Source organism: Acinetobacter gandensis (genome assembly GCF_001678755.1).
Classification (GTDB): Bacteria; Pseudomonadota; Gammaproteobacteria; order Pseudomonadales; family Moraxellaceae; genus Acinetobacter; species Acinetobacter gandensis.
Genome location: NZ_LZDS01000001.1, coordinates 248022 through 268396 on the forward strand (window position 1 = coordinate 248022; position 20375 = coordinate 268396).

At 41.0% G+C, this 20375-nt stretch carries 17 protein-coding genes and 1 pseudogene; 6 read left to right on the forward strand and 12 right to left on the reverse strand.

From position 1 onward, the window contains the following. Positions 1-96: 96 nt before the first annotated feature. Together A9J31_RS01165 and A9J31_RS01170 are read right to left on the reverse strand one after the other, a co-directional pair. Entirely contained in the window at positions 97-597 is a 501-nt protein-coding gene (locus A9J31_RS01165) for an ankyrin repeat domain-containing protein (RefSeq protein WP_067761707.1), read from the reverse strand. 176 nt (positions 598-773) lie between these two features. After that, positions 774-2291, reverse strand: coding sequence for a catalase (locus tag A9J31_RS01170; protein ID WP_067761709.1), 1518 nt, complete (start codon positions 2289-2291; stop codon positions 774-776). A gap of 229 nt (positions 2292-2520) precedes the next feature. Between A9J31_RS01170 and dtd the strand changes: the two genes are divergently transcribed. Beyond that, positions 2521-2961, forward strand: a complete 441-nt coding sequence (dtd, locus tag A9J31_RS01175) for a D-aminoacyl-tRNA deacylase (RefSeq protein ID WP_067761711.1) — start codon at positions 2521-2523, stop codon at positions 2959-2961. A 64-nt stretch (positions 2962-3025) separates the two neighbouring features. Here the strand turns inward: dtd and A9J31_RS01180 are convergent. From A9J31_RS01180 to serB, 4 genes and pseudogenes are all read right to left on the reverse strand, one after another. Beyond that, positions 3026-3534, reverse strand: a pseudogene (locus A9J31_RS01180) (hypothetical protein). Positions 3535-3601: 67 nt separating this feature from the next. After that, positions 3602-4081, reverse strand: a complete 480-nt coding sequence (locus tag A9J31_RS01185; protein WP_067761713.1) for an SCP2 sterol-binding domain-containing protein — start codon at positions 4079-4081, stop codon at positions 3602-3604. Positions 4082-4230: 149 nt separating this feature from the next. Continuing rightward, on the reverse strand, positions 4231-4563 hold the full coding sequence (aciT, locus tag A9J31_RS01190) for a ciprofloxacin tolerance protein AciT (RefSeq protein WP_067761836.1): 333 nt from the start codon (positions 4561-4563) through the stop codon (positions 4231-4233). A gap of 415 nt (positions 4564-4978) precedes the next feature. Then, on the reverse strand, positions 4979-6199 hold the full coding sequence (gene serB / locus A9J31_RS01195; protein WP_067761716.1) for a phosphoserine phosphatase SerB: 1221 nt from the start codon (positions 6197-6199) through the stop codon (positions 4979-4981). Between the two features lie 77 nt (positions 6200-6276). Between serB and A9J31_RS01200 the strand changes: the two genes are divergently transcribed. Beyond that, positions 6277-7530 (forward strand): hypothetical protein, encoded by a 1254-nt coding sequence (locus A9J31_RS01200; protein ID WP_067761718.1) that lies wholly within the window; start codon positions 6277-6279, stop codon positions 7528-7530. A gap of 53 nt (positions 7531-7583) precedes the next feature. On the opposite strand, the gene ppk1 is transcribed toward A9J31_RS01200, so the two are convergent. The 5 genes from ppk1 to mhpT form a co-directional block, all read right to left on the reverse strand. Further along, positions 7584-9647: a polyphosphate kinase 1 gene (gene ppk1 / locus A9J31_RS01205; RefSeq protein ID WP_067761721.1), complete on the reverse strand. Its 2064-nt coding sequence runs from the start codon at positions 9645-9647 to the stop codon at positions 7584-7586. A gap of 191 nt (positions 9648-9838) precedes the next feature. After that, positions 9839-10807 (reverse strand): bile acid:sodium symporter family protein, encoded by a 969-nt coding sequence (locus A9J31_RS01210; RefSeq protein ID WP_067761723.1) that lies wholly within the window; start codon positions 10805-10807, stop codon positions 9839-9841. 75 nt (positions 10808-10882) lie between these two features. Further along, entirely contained in the window at positions 10883-11533 is a 651-nt protein-coding gene (gene pncA, locus A9J31_RS01215; protein ID WP_067761725.1) for a bifunctional nicotinamidase/pyrazinamidase, read from the reverse strand. 73 nt (positions 11534-11606) lie between these two features. Continuing rightward, positions 11607-11996 (reverse strand): hypothetical protein, encoded by a 390-nt coding sequence (locus tag A9J31_RS01220; protein ID WP_067761727.1) that lies wholly within the window; start codon positions 11994-11996, stop codon positions 11607-11609. A gap of 166 nt (positions 11997-12162) precedes the next feature. Then, positions 12163-13368, reverse strand: a complete 1206-nt coding sequence (gene mhpT, locus A9J31_RS01225; protein ID WP_067761729.1) for a 3-(3-hydroxy-phenyl)propionate transporter MhpT — start codon at positions 13366-13368, stop codon at positions 12163-12165. 722 nt (positions 13369-14090) lie between these two features. On the opposite strand from mhpT, the gene dapA reads away from it, so the two are divergent. The 3 genes from dapA to purC are packed head-to-tail and all read left to right on the forward strand — an operon-like array spanning position 14091 to position 16368. Then, entirely contained in the window at positions 14091-14990 is a 900-nt protein-coding gene (dapA, locus tag A9J31_RS01230; RefSeq protein WP_067761731.1) for a 4-hydroxy-tetrahydrodipicolinate synthase, read from the forward strand. 16 nt (positions 14991-15006) lie between these two features. After that, a complete protein-coding gene (locus tag A9J31_RS01235; RefSeq protein ID WP_067761733.1) occupies positions 15007-15612 on the forward strand; it encodes a lipoprotein-34 precursor (NlpB) in 606 nt (201 codons plus the stop codon). A 36-nt stretch (positions 15613-15648) separates the two neighbouring features. Continuing rightward, complete coding sequence (purC, locus tag A9J31_RS01240) at positions 15649-16368, forward strand: phosphoribosylaminoimidazolesuccinocarboxamide synthase (RefSeq protein WP_067761735.1); 720 nt, start codon at positions 15649-15651, stop codon at positions 16366-16368. A gap of 327 nt (positions 16369-16695) precedes the next feature. Here the strand turns inward: purC and A9J31_RS01245 are convergent, their stop codons facing one another. Continuing rightward, a complete protein-coding gene (locus A9J31_RS01245) occupies positions 16696-17970 on the reverse strand; it encodes a replication-associated recombination protein A (protein WP_067761737.1) in 1275 nt (424 codons plus the stop codon). Between the two features lie 265 nt (positions 17971-18235). Here A9J31_RS01245 and A9J31_RS01250 point away from each other — a divergent pair, with 265 nt between their 5' ends. Beyond that, positions 18236-20368: an EAL domain-containing protein gene (locus tag A9J31_RS01250; RefSeq protein WP_081410228.1), complete on the forward strand. Its 2133-nt coding sequence runs from the start codon at positions 18236-18238 to the stop codon at positions 20366-20368. Positions 20369-20375: the final 7 nt, after the last annotated feature.

The window sequence follows — 20375 nt, forward strand, 5'->3', positions numbered from 1 at the left end:
AAAAAAGCCGATTGATTTGGTTGAATTCAGTATTAATTCACTCAAATCATCGGCTTTTTCAGCATTTTTCAGCAGGATGAAAAACTTATTTTGCGGTTATTTTTTCAATAATTGCTGATATTTCTCTTCCTGACCAAACTCACGTGCAAACTGCTCTGCTGTTTTCTGCCCAGTTTGTTGCGCATTCATATCACAGTCAACTTGGCGCAATTGTTTGGCAATCGCCCACTCCAGTTTAAACATTGCACCCATCAGCGCAGTGTTGCCTTTATTGTCACGTGCGCAGCGATCTGCTCCATAGGCTAACAATGTCGTCACAATAGGTTGGTGACCATAGTAAGTCGCCATCATCAAGGGTGTGAAGCCTGAGCCATTACGTACATCCACAGGAAAGCCATTTTTTAAGAACTCATCTATCACTTCTTGATTGCCTGTTTTCGCAGCCGCAAAGAATAAATTGATTAATTCTTGTTGTGAGGCCACCTGATGACTTTCAGACGCCTGAGTCGGGGAGATATCTGCAGCAACTGTAGCCGTTGCGAATGCGGTACTCGCTGCAAAAAGACTCATAAGTATTGCGTGCTTCAAAGCTTTCATGATGAACTCCAACAAGAATCAAAATTACAAAGGTGTAAAACAACGGTTTTGAAAAAACATTCAGAAAAGAGTGCCTGTAAAACTCCCCTAGGGTTGCAGGAAAGGATTTGAGTTTTACAGGACTTCTCGGTGGTGACTCCTATACCCTAGTCACCGATTTGATTGACGAATCGAAATTAGTCTTTCAATTGAGCTGCTTTCGCTTTAACAGTCGCGATGTTACCGTTTACAGCCTTTGTCATACGTGTACCGTAGTCAGCATCTGCTTTGTAGAAGTAAGACAACATGATGTGTTTCGTTTCTGAATCTTTAACGTTGCCTAAGTCAGCCGCTAAATTCATGATTAAGTTGTCTTTTTCTTTAGCAGTGTATGAACGGTAAAGTTCACCCGCTTGCTTGAAGTTTTGCTCTTTCACAGCACGTTGTTGAACTGTGCCAGAAAGTGGAGTTTCTACCGCACGTGCTTTAGCAGTCGCAGGTTTTGGCTCAATACGGCTTGGTTCGTAGTTCACGTTAGATGAAGTACCGCCAACGTTCATGTAGCCATCTTGGTTGTTGTTGTTCACATTAACCACTGGACGGTTTACAGGAATTTGTTGGTGGTTCGCACCCAAACGGTACATTTGAGTATCTGAGTAAGAGAAGATACGACCTTGTAATAGACGGTCTTCTGATGGCTCGATACCTGGTACTAAGTTACCTGGAGCCAATGCCACTTGTTCCGTTTCTTGGAAGAAGTTTTTCGGCATACGGTTAAGTGTCAACGTACCCACTTTAGTTTCTGGAACTAGGTTAGTTGGCCAGATTTTAGTTGGATCTAGTGGATCGAAGTCAAACTTACCAAGGTCTTTAGGATCCATAACTTGGATGTAAAGATCCCATTTAGGGAAGTTACCCGCGTTGATGTTTTTGTACAAATCGTTAGTCAAGTGGTTGAAGTCTTTACCTTGTAACTCACCCGCTTCTTTAACGTTCAGACCTTTCACGCCTTGTTTAGAGCGGAAGTTGAACTTCACGTATTTGTATTCGCCTTTATCGTTGTGCAGTTTGAATGCGTGTACACCGAAACCATCTTGCTCACGGTAGCTAGTTGGAACACCTAGGTTACCATACACATAAGTCAACATGTTGGTTGCCCATGGTTGGCTAGACAAAAAGTCAAATACGCGGTTCGCGTCTTGAACGTTGTCAATTGGGCTTGGCTTCATTGCGTGAATGAAGTCAGGGAATTTGATTGCATCACGGATGAAGAATACTGGAGTTTGGTTACCCACTAAATCCCAGTTACCTTCTTGAGTGTAGAACTTGATCGCGAAACCGTGCGGGTCACGTAGAGTTTCTGGCGAATGTTTACCGTGAATTACTGTAGAGAAACGTAGGAATACAGGAGTTTTAGTCCCTGCTTTGAACAATGAAGCTACTGTTAGATCAGATAAATCTTTAGTTGCTACAAACTCACCGTAAGCACCTGTACCACGTGCGTGTACAACACGCTCAGGAATACGCTCACGACCAAAACGCTGTAATTTTTGTACTAATTGCACATCTTGAAGCAATACAGAACCGTTAGGACCTGCTGTAATTGAGTTTTGGTTGTCACCTACAGGTGCACCGTTGTCTTTAGTTAACGCCGCAGCTTGAGTCGCAGCTGTAGCTGTTGCAAGCATTGCAACCAGCAAAGAACGCTTAAACATGGTCTATCTCTCTAAATTAAATACCTTTCCTGCACCGCTAAAGATACGGATATTCTTTATAGAGACAAAACAGATAATATTTATTATTTCAATCGTATATTCAGATTATTAAATATTAACCATTTATTTTTCAATTAATTAAGATCAAAAAAACATCAGTTCTGATTAAACAAAAGCTGAGCTTTGCTACAATCATTGTCCTCTTTATCTGAACTATTTGGACCTATATATGCGTGCCTTGTTACAACGAGTTCTTGAAGCCAAAGTCGTGGTCGATGGTCAAGTGACCGGTGAAATCAATCACGGTATTTTGGTTTTTTTGGGACTTGGTAAAGATGATAATTTTGAGAAAGGCAAAAAGCTGATTGATAAGATTTTGAAATATCGTTTTTTTGATGATGAACAAGGCAAAATGGGATGGAATGTTAGCCAAGCAGATGGTGGCTTGTTATTGGTTTCTCAATTTACGCTCATGGCACAGACGCAAAAAGGTTTACGTCCTGATTTTGGCCCAGCTATGCCGCCAAGCGAAGCAAAAGCCCTCTATGAACAATTGGTCGACTATGCAAAATCACAATTTAAAAATGTACAGACAGGCATTTTTGCAGCGGATATGAAAGTACATTTAGTTAATGATGGGCCGGTCACTTTTAATTTAGAAATTGAATAAAAACGAAGTAATAAAAAAGCCCTCAGTTGAGGGCTTTTTTATTACTTAAATTAAATCTCAGCTTTTACAGCGTTGTAATTAATTTTGCGCGTTGCATCATATCTACTGGAATATCTTTCACAAGCATAACTGTTAATGATTGCTCATTTTTCTGTGCAGCAGTTGTTTGATTCGCATCTAATACCGCATTTACATCAGACGGATTCAATGTATACATTGCACCCGTTGCTGGATCAACAATTAACAAACCGATAAGTCCGCCAAAAATAATATTAGCGACATACCAACCATTTACCGTTCCTGTTACCTGTACAGTCTTTGTTTGATAGCCATCTTTTTTAAATGTCACATCATAAGCTGCAGGTTTAAAGTATCCAGTGCCACGTTTTAAAGTAACAGTGCAGGTGTGATGCCAGTATGTACTTTTTCTCCAGCTTTATTTGTAATCGAAATCGATGCTTCATCTGGCACTGACTTAAACGTTAAAGTTTGAGTTGACCCCGAAATAATGCTTGCGCAACCTGTCATTGTTAATGATGCGGCAATTAAACCCGATGTAATTAATTTTTTCATAAAAATACCCCCTAAAAAGCGGAGGTATTCTTACCAAAAAAGCGTTAAATTTCAATGAAAATTAAATTTATTTACCGGTTTTCTCTTTAATAAATGCACGTGCCAGTTTGATTTTTTCTTTCACTGGTTTTGGCAGCTTAGGTGGAATCAATTTGGCAACTTGGTTAAACCAAACCAATAGGCCAAAATCACCTTCCATTTTAATACTGCCATTTTGCATACCTGTCATAAATGCAGTTGGATCGCCTTTCATTAGCGTTTTCACACCCTGCTCACTGTCTGCAAACTGTAAAACGAAATCAGCTTTTTCCGCATCACCAGCAACCGTATCAATCTGACCATTATTTACAATAATTTGACGTGCTAGCCCCAAGTCCGTACCAATTTGTATACGGAACTGACGTTCATGCACCAATTCAATAAATTTTGGGCTAGTACGTGCTAACTGTTTCATACGAAGAGCCAGACCTGCCACGAGTAAGTCTAATGGATCTGTACTGACATCAACCAAAGGAAGTTTTACGACAGGAATGGATGATAGTTTCATGACTTGAAGCCTATTGTAATTGTTGGAAAATTGACTGGCTTCATCCTACCATAACTTCGGTTTTCAGAAGTAAGCCTTTGTATCTCTATACTCACTGATGAGTTCATAAAAAATGCGCCCTTGGGCGCATTTTGTTTTTATTTTTAAAATTAACGACTAGAACACTGCTGTTCTTCATCATAGACCGGTGTATGTTCAATACATTGGCGTTTTGCTAATGCGCGTTCAGCACGACGATCTTCACGTAATAACACCAAAGTGAAGACCACCATAGCTGCCATTAGCGCTGTTAAATAACTATAGGTCACAGGCAATTCGAACATGGTTTGTGTGCCATAACGAATCACTTCAATCAGCCCCCACACCAGCATCCCCGCTAGCATAAAACCCAACCAGCGACGATAAGGCGAGAAGAAAACAGCAATCACAGCAGCCGATACCAAGCTCAGGCCAACGATGGTTGCTAAATTCGCTGTTAACATAAAAACCTCCGTCATGTGACAGGTGACATCTCTTGTTGTGACAGGATGCTGACCTGTCTCACTACTGTGTATTCAGTAAATAGATTTGGTCGATCTCAATCTCTTGCAAGCATTATGCTGAGTTTTTTGCATAAAAAAAGTCTGTATTTTTGTCCTTGCGACACACCTTGTCGCAACATTATTTTGTCATTACATTTTTTCTTTTTAGATAATTTCTGGAACAATGATGACATCTCGTCTCGCGTGTCATTACAAAAAAAACCATGCTTTTTTGCCTAAATAAATTAATTTTTCGAATGCTGTTAATCGTTGTTTTTATCAACAATTTTTATTTACCACTCATCGGACAGCGACTTGAATTGGCATAAAAAAACGCAGCAAGAATGCTGCGTTTAAAATGTCAAACCAAACTTATTTAAGCACGGTTTAAATCTTTATCATGTACACCTAATAGGTAAAGCACCCCATCTAAGCCAACACTTGAAATGGCTTGATTGGCATTTTGGCGTACCAATGGCTTAGCACGGAACGCCACGCCAAGACCTGCCAATGACAACATTGGTAAGTCATTGGCACCATCACCCACAGCAATGGCTTGCTCCAGTGAAATTCCCATTTCCTCAGCAATTTGAGTCAATAAATATGCTTTACGTGCACCATCCACAATGTGGCCTTTTACTTCACCTGTCACCACACCATCTTGCACATCAAGCACATTGGCGTGCACTTCATCAATGCCGAGTTTAGCTTGAAGATATTCAGCAAAATATTGGAAGCCACCCGACAAAATGGCGGTGCGGTAACCCAATGCTTTCAAAGTTGAAATTAAGCGTTCAGCACCTTCGGTCACGGTTAGACGTTCAGCAATTTTTGGCAGTACAGATGCATCCATACCTTTAAGTAACGCCACACGTGCACGGAAGCTGGCTTGGAAGTCCAATTCACCTTGCATTGCACGCTCAGTGATTTCAGCCACTTGCGCACCCACGCCTGCTTCAATGGCAAGTTCATCAATGACTTCTTGCTCAATTAAGGTAGAGTCCATGTCGAAACAAACCAAACGGCGGTTACGACGGTAAGCATTGTCTTCCTGAACTGCTACGTCTACGCCCAATTCAGTAGACAGACGTAAGCAAGCAGCACGCATTGCGGTTGCATCTAACATTTGCCCTTTCAGACCAAACTGAACACAGGCACGTTTCGGCCCCTCAACAGCTCCCTCTAACTCAGGACGACCCGATAAACGGGTCACAGTTTCAATATTGAAGCCTTGGCTCGACACAATATTTGTAACTGCCTGTAAATGAGAAGCCTGCAATTCTGGCGCAAGTGCCGTCACAATATAGCGTGTACGGCCTCCCTCATTTACCCATTGTTGATATTCTGTTGTAGAGATTGGTTTAAAGCGCACTGTTAAGCCAATATCATGTGCTAAAATCAACATTTCCTTCATGGCTAATGCTGTCGCAGTCTGATCTTCCGACGAAACAACAATACCTAAAGTCAGCTGATTATGGATGACTGCTTGTCCAACATCTAAAATCTGTAAGGAATGAGCGGACAGAACCTGCATTAATCGTGTAAATTGATTAGGTTGGTCAGGTCCTAAAAATGATATAAGAATGATTTCTCGCATGAATTGACTCGGGTCTGAGCTACAACTATTGTAAGAATCATAATCGAAATTGAATAGAATTGCCTTGGAAGTTTACGTTGAATGCGCCTAGACAAGGGCTATTTGCTAGCCTATTAGTAGTTTGTTTCGCTTTACATACCTTTTTATTGGTATTGGCAACAACCCACCAACTGAACGAAAACCGTGCCAGTCAGGGACAGCTCATGACCACTCAATTGGTCACAGACAGTTTATCTGAGTTGGAACCTGCCAATACTGTGTCTTTAGCATTATTGGCTGATCGCTATGCGACAAATCCGAGTGTTGCATCTATTCGGATCTTAAATGCCAACAATCAAGTATTAGCAACCGGTGGTTTGACCAAAACCCGTGATGGCGAAATATTTGTTCGTGATGCTCTACAAAATGAGAAAAAAGTCGGCACCGTTGAAATTACCCTGATTAAACCAAGCATTGGTGAGATTCTACGTACCCAATGGGCAGCGATTCTATTTTCATTGTTCTTACACGGTTTATTATGGTTAGCCTATCGTGCTATTGCCCGTCCAAGCCGTACAGAATATTTGGCGCGCATTAACAACGTATCTCGTTTGAAACATGAAATTCAAACATTGACCCAAGCATTAGAGCAAGAAAAGCATAATGCTGCCGTTGCGATTGCGCAGGCGCAGCAAAATGCGCAAGCCAAGGCCAAACATAAAGAAATTAAACCTGTGGTACTCGATAGCAATAGCTTGGCATTGAATATTCAATTTTATGATCCGAAACAATTGCTCGATACGGTCAATAAAACTGTTTCTGTGCCATATTTTAATTTGTGTCAAATTTTCTTAAATAAAGCCACCGAACTGTGTTTGCAACACTACAAACTTAACAGTTCAGACATTAGCACCGTGCACAAATTTGATGAGCATGGCGCAACCATCAGCATGACCGCTGATACACCTGATGCGTTACGTTGCTTGACGATGATCAGTGCTGTGTTCCAATTATTGTCTGATGTTTTATATAAGCGCTACCGTGAAGAAAAGCGTTTCGTACTGCAAACTCGCAGTGCAATTTCAAGCTCAGTGGAGGCGATGCAGCTTTCTTCTGTTCAAGCGGCCGAGCGTTTGGTACAACAATTATCTGCTAAAGAAAGTGCGATGCATGTGCCAACCACATTATTAAAAGACATTGCCGATCACTTCCAGTTGGTCAGCTTGCCAAATCCAACTAATGTACTCACTCGACACGCCTTTATTATCAATGGTATGGACAGTGATGCAGCCGAATTGGCACAAAGTTTCCGTACTGAAATTTTAAAGTCGAAGCAATCGAAAGCTTCTTAATTCTACCGAATAAAAAAATCCCGCCTTAGGCGGGATTTTTTTATTCAACGGGCTTAAACCGTTGAAGCTTTTTGTTCTATCAAATAACGCTGCGCACTGTGCACCGCTTCATTTTCAACACCATTTACTTTGAACCACTGCCCGTCCGATTGTAATTCCCAAGCATTTTGATTGTCTTGTAAATAATTCAACAAACCATCTTTAATAATGCGTTTTTTCAAACGACCGTCCACAATTGGAAAACACGTTTCTACCCGAGAAAATAGGTTACGCCCCATCCAGTCCGCACTGGCACAGTACAAACGCTTTTCTCCACCCTGCTCAAAATAATACACCCGCGTATGTTCTAAGAAACGCCCTACCACTGAACGAACATGAATATTTTCAGATAAATCCTTAACCTGTGGGATCAAGCAACAAATTGAACGTACGATTAAATCGACCTGCACACCTGCTTGAGAAGCACGATATAAAGCAGCGATCAATTGTGGCTCAGTCAAAGCATTGACCTTAATGATAATTCGCGCAGATTGACCCACTTTGGCACAGTCAATTTCCTGTTCAATTAACTTGAGCAATTCGATGTGTAAAGTAAAAGGTGCGTGTAACAAGGCTTTTAATTTGGCCATTTTGCCCATGCCCGTCAGCTCTTGGAACATTCGGTGTACGTCTTCACAAATATCTGGCTGCGTGGTCATCAAGCCATAATCCGTGTACATGCGAGCATTGCCAGCATGATAGTTTCCAGTGCCTAAATGGACATAGCGTAGTAGCTGATTATTTTCTCGGCGAACGATTAAAATCATTTTGGCGTGGGTCTTATATCCCACTATGCCATATACCACGACAGCACCAGCTTCTTGCAGAATATTCGCCACGGTAATATTTGATTCTTCATCGAAACGCGCACGCAGTTCAATGACAGCCGTTACTTCCTTACCATTACGAGCCGCTTCGGCAAGCACTTGTACAATTTCAGAATCAGGGCCACTGCGGTATAAAGTTTGTTTAATCGCCAAAACTTTTGGATCTTTCGCCGCTTCACGCAATAAATTAATCACAGGCTGAAATGAATCAAAAGGATGATGCAAAAGCACATCTTGCGACTTGAGCACATCAAACATACCAGTTTGCTTACGTAAAACTTTGGGTATCACTGGCGTATAGATTGGATATTTTAGCTCTGGGCGTTTAAAACTAGTGCTTAAACGCGATAAATTAATTGGACCATCAATGCGATAAAGTTCGTTGGGGGTCAAATCAAATTCATTCAGCAAATAATCAATAATAGTTTGTGAGCAATCATCTTCAATTTCGAGGCGCACAGCGCGACCAAAGCGTCGTGACGATAATTCATCTTTCAATGCCACGGCTAAATCATCGACATCTTCAGCCAAAACCAAATCGGCATTCCGCGTCACACGAAAGGCATAACAGCCTTTGGCTTTCATACCCGGAAATAGTTCATTGATATGCTGTTGAATAATTGCAGTCAAAAAGATTTGCGTATCGGTATTTCCCGCAACATCAGCCGGCATGTGAATGAGTCGGGGCAAGGAACGCGGTGCTGGCACAATCGCCATCTCAATTGCACGGCCAAAGGCATCTTTGCCTTCAAGACTGACAATAAAATTTAAGCTTTTATTAACTAACCGAGGAAATGGATGCGATGGATCTAAGCTGATTGGCGTCAGGACAGGCTGCACTTCTTTACTAAAATACTGACTAATCCATGGCTTATGCTTTTCTAATATATCTTGGAACTGAATAAAGCGAATGCCTTGTGCTTGCAGAGCTGGAAGAATCGCATGATTTAGCACATTGTATTGCTGCTGTACTGTTTGATGGATGATCTCAGACAATTCATCCAAAATCACTTCAGTTGGGATTGCATCTGGTGTACGCGCTATGGCATTCAAATCACGTTGTTTCATCAATCCTGCAATACGAATTTCAAAAAATTCATCCAAATTTCGTGAAAAAATAATGAGAAAATTCAACCGTTCTAATAAAGGTAATTGATCATCTAATGCTTGTGCCAAAACCCGACGATGAAAGGCCAAAAGCGATAATTCACGATTAAAATAGGTTTCAGATGAATGCTGAAAATGTTCCATACCCTCTCAATGCTGCTTAAAACAGTCTATATAAAGTGTTTAGCCGGCATGTTAGGCAGCAGTTATGACATTTATGTTACAAAGCTTAGGATTGGGCTAAAAACCTTTAGATTGATTGTTTTACTCCATTCATCTTCATATAAAAAATAAAAAAGGAGAGCGATGCTCTCCTTTTCATTTTGAAATACGTTTTAACGTGAATCTGTCGGTTGAGAGGTTTTAGATGGCTCTTCGCTACGACTGGCCCAATAGGTTGCCAAAGCAGGCCCTGAAATATTATGCCATAGGCTGAAAATCGCACTTGGAACTGCGGTCAAAGGTGATGCAGCAAAATGGGTCGCAGCCAAAGCCACACCCAAACCTGAGTTTTGCATACCGACTTCAATCGATACGGCTTTACAGTCAGCATAAGGCAATTTAAACAAGCGGCTGGCCCAAAAGCCCAATAAATAACCCAAACCGTTATGCAAAGCCACCACAGCTAAAATCAATAGACCAGACTCTAAAATCTGCACCCGACTGCCAGCAATAATCGCAGCCACAATCGCAACGATCGCCACCACTGAAATTAAAGGCATGACCTGAATATAGGCTTCAACTTTGCTTTTAAAAATGGTGCGAATAATTAAACCAACAATGATCGGGAACAACACCACTTGTAAAATTGATACCAACATCGACATGGCATTAATTTCAATCCACTGACTCGCCAACAGGTAAAAAATAGCAGGGGTCAAAATCGGAGCAAGTAATGTTGAAACTGACGTACATGCCACCGAAAGCGCCGTATTGCCCTTCGCCATATAAGTGATGACATTAGAAGCCGTTCCCCCAGGGCAACATCCCACCAAAATCACCCCAATCGCAATCTCCGTCGGTAATTGCAATAATTTACACAGTGCAAAAGCTAAACCTGGCATCACGATGAATTGTGCTAATACCCCTATCACCACTGCTTTCGGGCTTTGTAATACACTTTTAAAATCACCTAGCGTCATGGTCATGCCCATACCAAGCATGATGATACCTAACATCCATGGAATATAGGCTTTTAGCCATACAAATAAGTCTGGTAGCAACATGGCTATGCCAGCAAACAACAAGACCCACAGCGCAAAAGTCTTTTGAATAAATTGTGTGAATTTTAAGAAAGCCGACATTGTCATCTTCCATTGGTAGGGGAAATTAAAAAAGGCACCTCATTGTGCCTTTTCTTAGAATATTACTGGAACACCTTAGGTCAAAGATACGGCCTGAGCATGTTGCTGCACAATATCTTTCAGGTAAATACGTTTTACCCCTTTGGCTAACATCTCCTGCCAAGCGTGTTGTAATGAACCTTGCAAATCAATACCTTTGGTTAAGTCAGCAATGACATAAGTTTCAAAACCTAATTTACATGCATCCATCGCCGTCCACGCTACACAAAAGTCTGTTGCAATACCGACTACAAAAACTGTGTCGATACCGCGCTCACGTAAATATCCGGCCAGTCCTGTTGAGGTCTGTTGATCAGCTTCCATAAATGCAGAATAGCTATCAATGTGTTGATGAAAACCTTTTCGAATGACCAATTGTGCACTCGGTAAATTTAAATCTGGATGTAGCTCTGCATCTTTTGTGCCTTGTACACAATGTGCTGGCCAAAGCACCTGTGTGCCATAGCTCAGCTCAATACTGTCATAAGGTGCATGACCCTGATGATTTTCAGCAAAGGAAATATGATCGGCTGGATGCCAGTCCTGCGTTAATACAATATTCTTGAAATACTGCCCGAGCTGATTAATCCCCGGAATAATTTGGTCTGCATGTGCAACCGCCAAATTTCCCCCTGGAGTAAAACCATTTTGTACATCGACAACAATCAGTGCGGTATTTTTCTGCATAATTTCAATCCATTCCAATGCATAAAATGCGTAAAGCCAAGCTGGCTGTATTTCAAAATTTAAGTTGTAGTATTTAGTCTAACGCATAAAAATAAAATGACTGCCCATCCTGACAATAACGATACTTCGGCAAATGTTGTATTAATTGCCTCGCAAATCGTGGGTAAATTCGAGCTTTACGTGCAGTCGAAGCATGAAAATAAAAATAGCGAGATTGCTGACGCTGAATATAATTGACTAAATGCTCACGTGTCTGCTGCATCACCGCAAAAGCATTTATATTTTCCGACACATCTTCATAAGTTGGCTCATCAGCAAAGGCGAGCCATGCGTTACGCTGTGGTTGTTGCGTACTGCGCTTAAATACTTGTTTGAGTTCGAGTGTAAATTCATATTGATATAGCTTTAAACTAAATTCACGTTGATCCACTTTAAATTGTGCAACCAATTTCTTTTCAAACATAGCACCTCAATTTTATTTATTCGTCTTCTTTTTTCGACTTATTATTTCATTTTTTAAAACTGTTTTATCAATGAGTTTGCTTTATCAGGTCTTAAATTGTCGCAATAAAAAAACCCGCTTAGTAGCGGGTTCTTTATGGACTTATCGGTTTAACCGAAAGTTGATCTTATGCTGGAATTCGACGTACCAATACCAACATGAAGATTGCAGAGATAATAATACAAGGAATTGCTGCTGAAATTACACCCGCTGCGCCAAAGCCTGCTGCTAGTAATTGACCTGCAATCGCTGGGCCCATCATTGCGCCAACACGACCAACAGCTGAAGCAACACCTACACCTGTACCACGTAATTGTGTTGGGTAAACAATACCACCAAACGCATACAGTACACCTTGACAGCCAATTACGAATGCACCAACCAATGCTGCGGCCATGTACATTTGCGTTAATGAACCCGCACCATTTAAAGCAAATAGACCACCTAAAATACCGCCGTACATCAACAAAATAACATAGGCTTTTTTCCAACGGTCAGTCAGCATACCCAGAATCACTGTACCCACTGTCGCGCTCATCATGAAGTAGAACTGCGCAGTCGCACCATCTTTACGTGTGAAACCAAGCTCAGTAAACAATGATGGTAACCAGCTCAACATGATGTAAACCACCATCAATGTAAAGAAGTAACTTGTCCATAAGCACAGCGTGCGTAAACGGTTTTCAGCATCAAATAGGTTCTTAAATGCGCCTTGTTGTACTGGTGTTTCAGCTTGTTGTGCTTGATCTTTAGCTTTCAAGAATTCACGTGATTCAGGCAAGAAGAAAATCATTAACGGAATAACGATAATTGGTAATAAACCGCCTAAATAGAAAATATTTTTCCAGTTCGCACCAAACTCAGTCATCGCAACCAGTGACAAAATTGCTGCACCGACAGGCATACCGCAATACATCAAACCTACGGCACGACCACGATTTTGTGGACTTACAGCTTCTGATGCCAAAGTAATTAGAATTGGCATAGCTGCACCTAAACCTGCACCTGCAAGGAAACGCACAGCTAAAAGGCTATGGAAACTATTTACCCATACAGTACATAGGGTAAAAATAGCAAACATTGCCGTTGACCAAATCAGTACTTTTTTACGACCAATACGATCGGCAATTCGGCCACCCACGAGTGCCCCTGGCAATAGACCTAAAATACCCGCACTAAAGAAGACACCGAGCTGCGAGCTATCCAGCCCGAAATATTCACGAATCCCTGCAGCTGCAATTCCGGCAGCTTGAATATCTAGACCTTCGATTACGGCAATGAGGAAACAGATCGCTACCGTGACAATCGCGTGCTTGTTATCTGACTTTTCCATTGGAGAATCCTTGTTGTCATCAGCTTAAATAAAGGCGCATCATGGCTGAGCGCTATAGATGACATAACTACCAATAAGTTGAAGCTTTTTGTCGGAATTCCAATTACGTGCAAGTTCTAATAGTTTTGTACTTTAATTTACAAAGTCGTAAAAACAATTACAGCGCGGTAAAAAATATGCAGAGTTGATATTTTCAATAGTTATAACAAGAAAAGATTTCAACCATTTAGAAAAGAACGCATATTTCTATTAGATAAAAAAAAGATTATTAACCAAGTTTTTAACAATGATTTCAGATAAATCGACACACCATAAATATAGCTTTTAAATCTTTAGTCATTGTTTTTTAATCTTAAATCTTGAGCAAAAAACACGGATTAGTCGCAAATACAAGCTTTGCACAAAAATAAATCAGACTAAGTGTTCAAAAAATCGTGTCATACCAAGCAAATTAATGCACATCAGATAATGCTCGTCTGAAAGCTTAGTTCGCTGCAAAAAAACCCAAATTTTACACTTGATTGTTTTAAGTTTGATTTGTATAAAGAATTTTATGCCTTTGACCAAAGCATATTGTTCTTATGCGTTTGATCAGTCATAATTTGCGTAAGCATTATTCAATTTGGACCAATCCAGTTGAATAAGCTACAAATCAAAAATACGAAACCATCCAGAAACCCAAATTCGTCTCTTCGGATGGACAAATAGGATAGCTTTTCAAAATGACTCAGCAAGCTCAGACCATTCAAGGTTCAATTGTCGCAATCGTCACCCCAATGTTTGAAGATGGCAGCGTAGATTGGAAGAGCCTCGAAAAGCTGGTTGAGTGGCATATAAAACAGGGCACCAACAGTATCGTCGCTGTTGGTACAACTGGCGAAGCATCTACCCTAAGCATGGCTGAACACACGCAAGTGATCAAAGAAATCATTCGTGTTGCCAACAAACGTATTCCAATTATTGCGGGTACAGGTGCAAACTCTACTCATGAAGCAATTCAACTGACCAAAGAAGCAAAAGAACTTGGTGCAGATGCTGCTTTACTGGTAACACCTTACTACAACAAACCAACGCAAGAAGGTTTATACCAACACTATAAAGCAATTGCTGAAGCAGTTGACCTTCCACAAATCTTGTACAACGTACCAGGCCGTACTGGTGTGGACATGCACAATGACACAGTGATTCGCCTTGCTGATATTCCACAAATTGTCGGCATTAAAGATGCAACTGGTGATGTGCCACGTGGTCAAGAATTGATTGAAGGCCTAAAAGGCAAAGAAATGGTGGTTTACTCAGGTGATGACGCGACTGCTTATCAATTGATGGGTCATGGCGCTCAAGGTAACATTTCAGTAACTGCAAACGTTGCACCGAAAGAAATGAGTGAGATTTGCGCCACTGCGTTAGCGGGTGATGCTGAAAAAGCAGAACAGCAAAACAATGCTGTTGCAAATCTACACCAAATTTTATTTTGCGAATCAAACCCAATTCCTGTGAAATGGGCACTTCATGAAATGAACCTCATTGAAACTGGTATTCGCTTACCATTAACACCCCTTGCAGAACAATATCGCACTCCGCTTCGTGAAGCACTAATCACTGCGGGCGTTATCAAATAAAGAAGAGCAAAACATGATGCAATTACGTTTAGGACTAAGCCTGGCACTTTCAGTATTTACATTAGCCGGTTGTAGTTCACTTGCCTTTAATAATGGCACGCTGGACTATAAAAAAACCACCGATGTTGAAGCACTGAAATACCCTGAGGGGTCAATGGTTCGTCCAGCAACGCCGTTGTATCCTGCGCCATCGGTTGACCCGCTTGCAATTGAGCATGCACCAAATCTTGAAAACAAGCGCGGCAACCGCTTCGCCCTTCCTCGTCCAAATGAGGAAAAAAATGATTCAGTTACAGAAACTTCAGCTGACAGTACAAATATTGCTCGACCTCAATTATTGGTCGATGGAAATCAAAATCCGCTGCTCAAAGTTGAAGGAAATTCTGCTACAATTTGGCAATACACACTTGCTACCCTCAGCAGCCTTAACCATACCATTGTTGGTCAAAGCAAAAACCGTTACGAAGTAACTGTCAAGGTCGATCAACAGACCTATGTTTTAAGACTTTCTTCTGTAGGTTCAAGCAATAACATCGCTGTGTTCAATGCCGATAATAGTTTTGCAGACAAAGAAAAAGCTGCAGATCTGTTAGCTCAGATTTACCAAAATTGGCCAGCCTAGTCGTACTAGGCATTTTTTCTCGAAAAAGGTTCCCTCATGTTAAAACAAACCTTGCTCTATACTGGTAAAGCGAAATCTGTTTATGAAACAGATAGTTCAGACCACCTCATCCTAGTTTTCCGTGACGATGCTTCTGCATTCAACGGCGAAAAAATCGAACAGCTGGATCGTAAAGGTAAGGTGAACAACCGTTTTAACGCCTTCATCATGGAAAAATTGGCTGCGGCTGGCATCGAAACTCACTTCGAAAAACTTCTTTCTCCAACTGAAGTTTTAGTGAAAAAATTAACTATGGTTCCTGTAGAGTGCGTAATCCGTAACTATGCAGCGGGTTCACTATGCCGTCGTTTAGGTGTAGAAGAAGGTAAAGAGCTAACTCCACCAACTTTCGAATTGTTCTTTAAAGACGATGCGTTAGGCGACCCAATGGTAAACGAGTCACAAGCGATTGCTTTAGGCTGGGCAACTGCTGACCAACTTGCTCAAATGAAAGAATTAACTTACAAAGTAAACGAAGTACTTAAAGGTTTATTCGATGCTGGCAACATGCTTCTTGTTGACTTCAAACTTGAATTTGGTGTGTTCCATGACCGCATCGTATTGGGTGATGAATTCTCTCCAGATGGCTGCCGTCTATGGGACAAAGATACCAAGAAAAAACTCGACAAAGACCGTTTCCGTCAAGGTTTAGGCGGTGTTGTTGAAGCGTATGAAGAAGTTGCTGCACGTTTAGGTATCGATCTTTCTGATATCTAATTCGCACAATGAATAAAAAAAACCGGGCGATTTCGCTCGGTTTTTTTTATTCCTATTTAGTTGATTATTCAATAATCGAAAAAACAGATGTTAACCATAAAAATCATCTGTTTCACATTATTTAATCCGCACATTAATATACATCCATACCATGCAGCACAGAAGATGTTGATTCTTTGTGTATGCCGACCAGTTTCGTTCTACCCTCTAGGATGTATCTCCCCAAAGACATCCTAATTTTTCAGCCCAACTCGCCCTGAGTTGGGCTTTTTTTTGCTGATGACATAAATAAGAAGGCGCCGAAGCACCTTTGAAATTTAACTAAGCTTACTGCTGCTGTTGTTCCTGCATCCAACGGCGTTGTTGTAAGCGCTCACCTTCTACTTCGCGTTTATTACGTGCCGATTCATACAGTTTTGTGCCTTTTAATTCAGGCGGTAAATAATCCTGCAAGACAAAATGCTCTGGGTAATGATGTGGATATAAATAATCTACGCCATAACCCTGTTCTTTCATCATTTTGGTTGGTGCATTACGTAAATGTAATGGTACAGGTAAATTCGAGGTTTTCTCTGCCAAATCTAACGCTTTATTAATCGCTAAATAAGTACTGTTACTCTTGGCGCTGGTCGCCAAATACACGGCACATTGTCCCAAAATAATCCGACATTCAGGCATGCCTACCGCTTGAACCGAACGGAAACATTCCCCTGCCAGCAATAATGCATTTGGGTTGGAATTACCAATATCTTCTGAAGCAGCAATCAACATACGACGTGCAATAAAGACGGGGTCTTCACCACCTTTGAGCATACGTGCCATCCAATACAAGGCCGCATCTGGGTCACTACCACGAATGGATTTAATAAAAGCAGATACCAAATCGTAATGCTGCTCACCTGATTTATCATATCGGGCTATATTTTGCTGTGCGACTTTCACAACCACGGCATTGCTAATGATATTTTCTACATCTGGCTCAAAGGTACTGGCAATTAAGTCGAGTAAATTAAGTGCCTTACGTGCATCGCCAGCTGCAAATTGTAATAAAGCCTCATATTCTTCAATTTGAATATAACGCTCTTTTAAAAAAGCATCCTGCTCCAGTGCATGTTTTAATAAGGCTTGAATGGACTCATCACTTAATGCATTGAGGGTATAAACTTGGCAACGCGACAACAGGGCATTATTGACTTCAAAAGAAGGATTTTCTGTGGTTGCCCCAATTAAAGTAATTTTGCCTTTTTCTACCGCATTTAACAGTGCATCTTGTTGTGACTTATTAAAACGGTGTATTTCATCAATAAATACCACAGGGGTCAGTAAATCTCCCCCATCAGCAATAATTTCACGTAGTTCCTTCACACCAGTATTCAGTGCAGACAAACTGATAAATGGACGATCTACAGCCTGTGCCAACAACAATGCAATTGTGGTCTTACCGACCCCAGGTGGCCCCCAAAAAATGATCGAAGGTAAATGTCCTTGATCAATCATTTGACGTAAAGGCGCATCTTCACCCAACAGGTGATCTTGCCCAATAATCTGTGATAAATCATAGGGGCGAAGGCGTTCAGGAAGCGGAATATGACTGTCTGACATCTTATTATTTCATTTCAGGCTAAATGGAGTTCTGAACTTATTCTAACACTGCCTTTAAATAATCTCTTGGCTTAATTTTAGCCGCTTTTGACTACGATATTTTTGTGGAAAATGCATGTCTTTTGCTTTGCATTATGCTGTAAATATGCTTATGTTAATGTTAACTATAATGTAACAAGACTCCTTATTCCTGTTGATTCAATTTACAGTATTATCGGCAGCAGATTTATTTTCCGACTTGCCTGACCTAGATTGGACAGATTGTATGAAGCAATCACTAAAGCACAAGCAGATACCCTCAGTTCAGCATAGCTCGGATATCCCTTCTGATTTATATAATCCACTATCCGAAACATCGTGTAGTGAACAATTACAACGACAACAATTTTCCGCTCAATTTCAGCAACCTGTTTGGTTCAGTACTAAAGACAATAAATATTTTGCCAATCCAGCGTTAACACAATTACTGCCCTCAGCTATGGATCATCCAAGTGATCGGGACTGGTTAAGTTTAATTCATGACACTGACTTACATAATTTTGAAACACAGTGGCGTCGCTCTCAACAAGTGCAAGAATCCTTTCAACAAAAAGTCTTATTTAAACAACCTAACCAAAGTTACCACAACACCCTCATCCAAGTGTCATATCGCACAAATGCGCATGATAACTACCATTGCATGGTCGAATTCACCGACCTTGAACCAGTCAATGTGTTAATTGAGCAATTACAACAGCAGGTAGAAAGCAGAAATCATATGCTGGATGCCAGTGTCGATTGCATCAAACTATTAAGTGTTGATGGTCGGGTTCGGCATATGAATAGGGCTGGCTGCTTAGCACTGGGGGTGCCGACCGATGAAAAAAACTTTGGCATGACATGGCTCAATTTACTGCCTGAGGCGGTACGAGACAAAGGAACCATCGCTTTAGCAGAAGCTGCAAAAGGCAAAACCTCGTGCTTTATGGGGATGAGCCAGCTCGAAAATGAACCTGCGGCTTATTGGGACAATATGTTGACTCCAGTATTGGATCAATTTGGTCAAGTGAAAGAAATTCTCTGTGTCTCTCGAGATGTAACATTACAACGCCAAGCTGAAAGCAAGCTGCAACAAATCATCGAACAAGATGATCTAACTGGTTTACTGAACCGACGTGCATTTAGCCGTGTTTTTAAAAATAATTTGAAACTTGCACGTGATAAGCATCAGCAGCTTGGATTATTGTTAATTGATTTAGACTATTTCAAACATGTAAACGATACCTTAGGGCATATTGCTGGCGATCATTTGCTGCATACCTTAGGTCTGCGCTTTCAAAAATGTTTTAATTCTGAGATTGTAGTGTCACGTTTAGGCGGTGATGAATTTGCCATTCTGATTCCGAACCTACATACACAAGAGCAACTGCTAGAGATAGCGCGAATCGCTTGTGCCCAAATGGAAATCCCCATTAGTTATATGGGGCAATTTATCAATAGTGGCATGAGTATAGGCTGTTCACTCTATCCTCGTGATGCCCAGAGCACTTCGAACCTTTTAAAATGTGCAGATATTGCATTAAATGATTTAAAAATCAGTGGTCGTGGTGGTGTGCGTATGTTTACCCAGACCATGTTTAAAGCACTCGAAGAAACCACACGTCAGCTTACATTGGCCCGAAGTATTATCAAGTCTGATCAAATCGTACCGTATTACCAACCTAAAGTTCGGCTTTCAAACAGTAAAGTGGTCGGTTTCGAAGCTTTACTGCGTTGGTATGATGAAAATCAAGAATTACAACTTCCCTCGCACATATTCGCAGCATTTCAAGATTATGAATTGGCGTCACGTATCAGCGAAATCATGCAGGTTAAAATATTCAAAGACATGCAACAGTGGATGAAGGAAGGACTAGAACCTTTACCTGTTTCGATTAATGCTGCGCCTGTCGAATTTTTACGTGATGACTATGCAGAAAAATTGTTAAAACGCCTTAAGCAGTATGGCATCTCTCCTCGAGTAGTCGAATTGGAAATTACCGAACAAAGCTTATCTGAGCGTGGTGCCAATTATGTGATTCGTGCTTTACACCTGCTCAAAGAAAATGGCATTCATATTTCTTTGGATGATTTTGGTACTGGACATTCATCACTGACCCGACTGAGTAATTATCCGGTCGATTGCATTAAAATTGACCGCAGCTTTGTAGAACGCATGCATACGGATCGCTCTGCCCTCGCAATTGTCAAAGCAATCACTCAAATTGGCGCCAGTGTTTCACTTGATATCTTGGTAGAAGGTATCGAAAACCCTGAACAGGTCACGACCTTAAAGGACTGTGATTGTCATATTGGTCAAGGCTTCTATTTTTATCGTCCACTTAGTTTCGACAAAACCACCCAACTGTTGCGTCGCTAAGTTCATT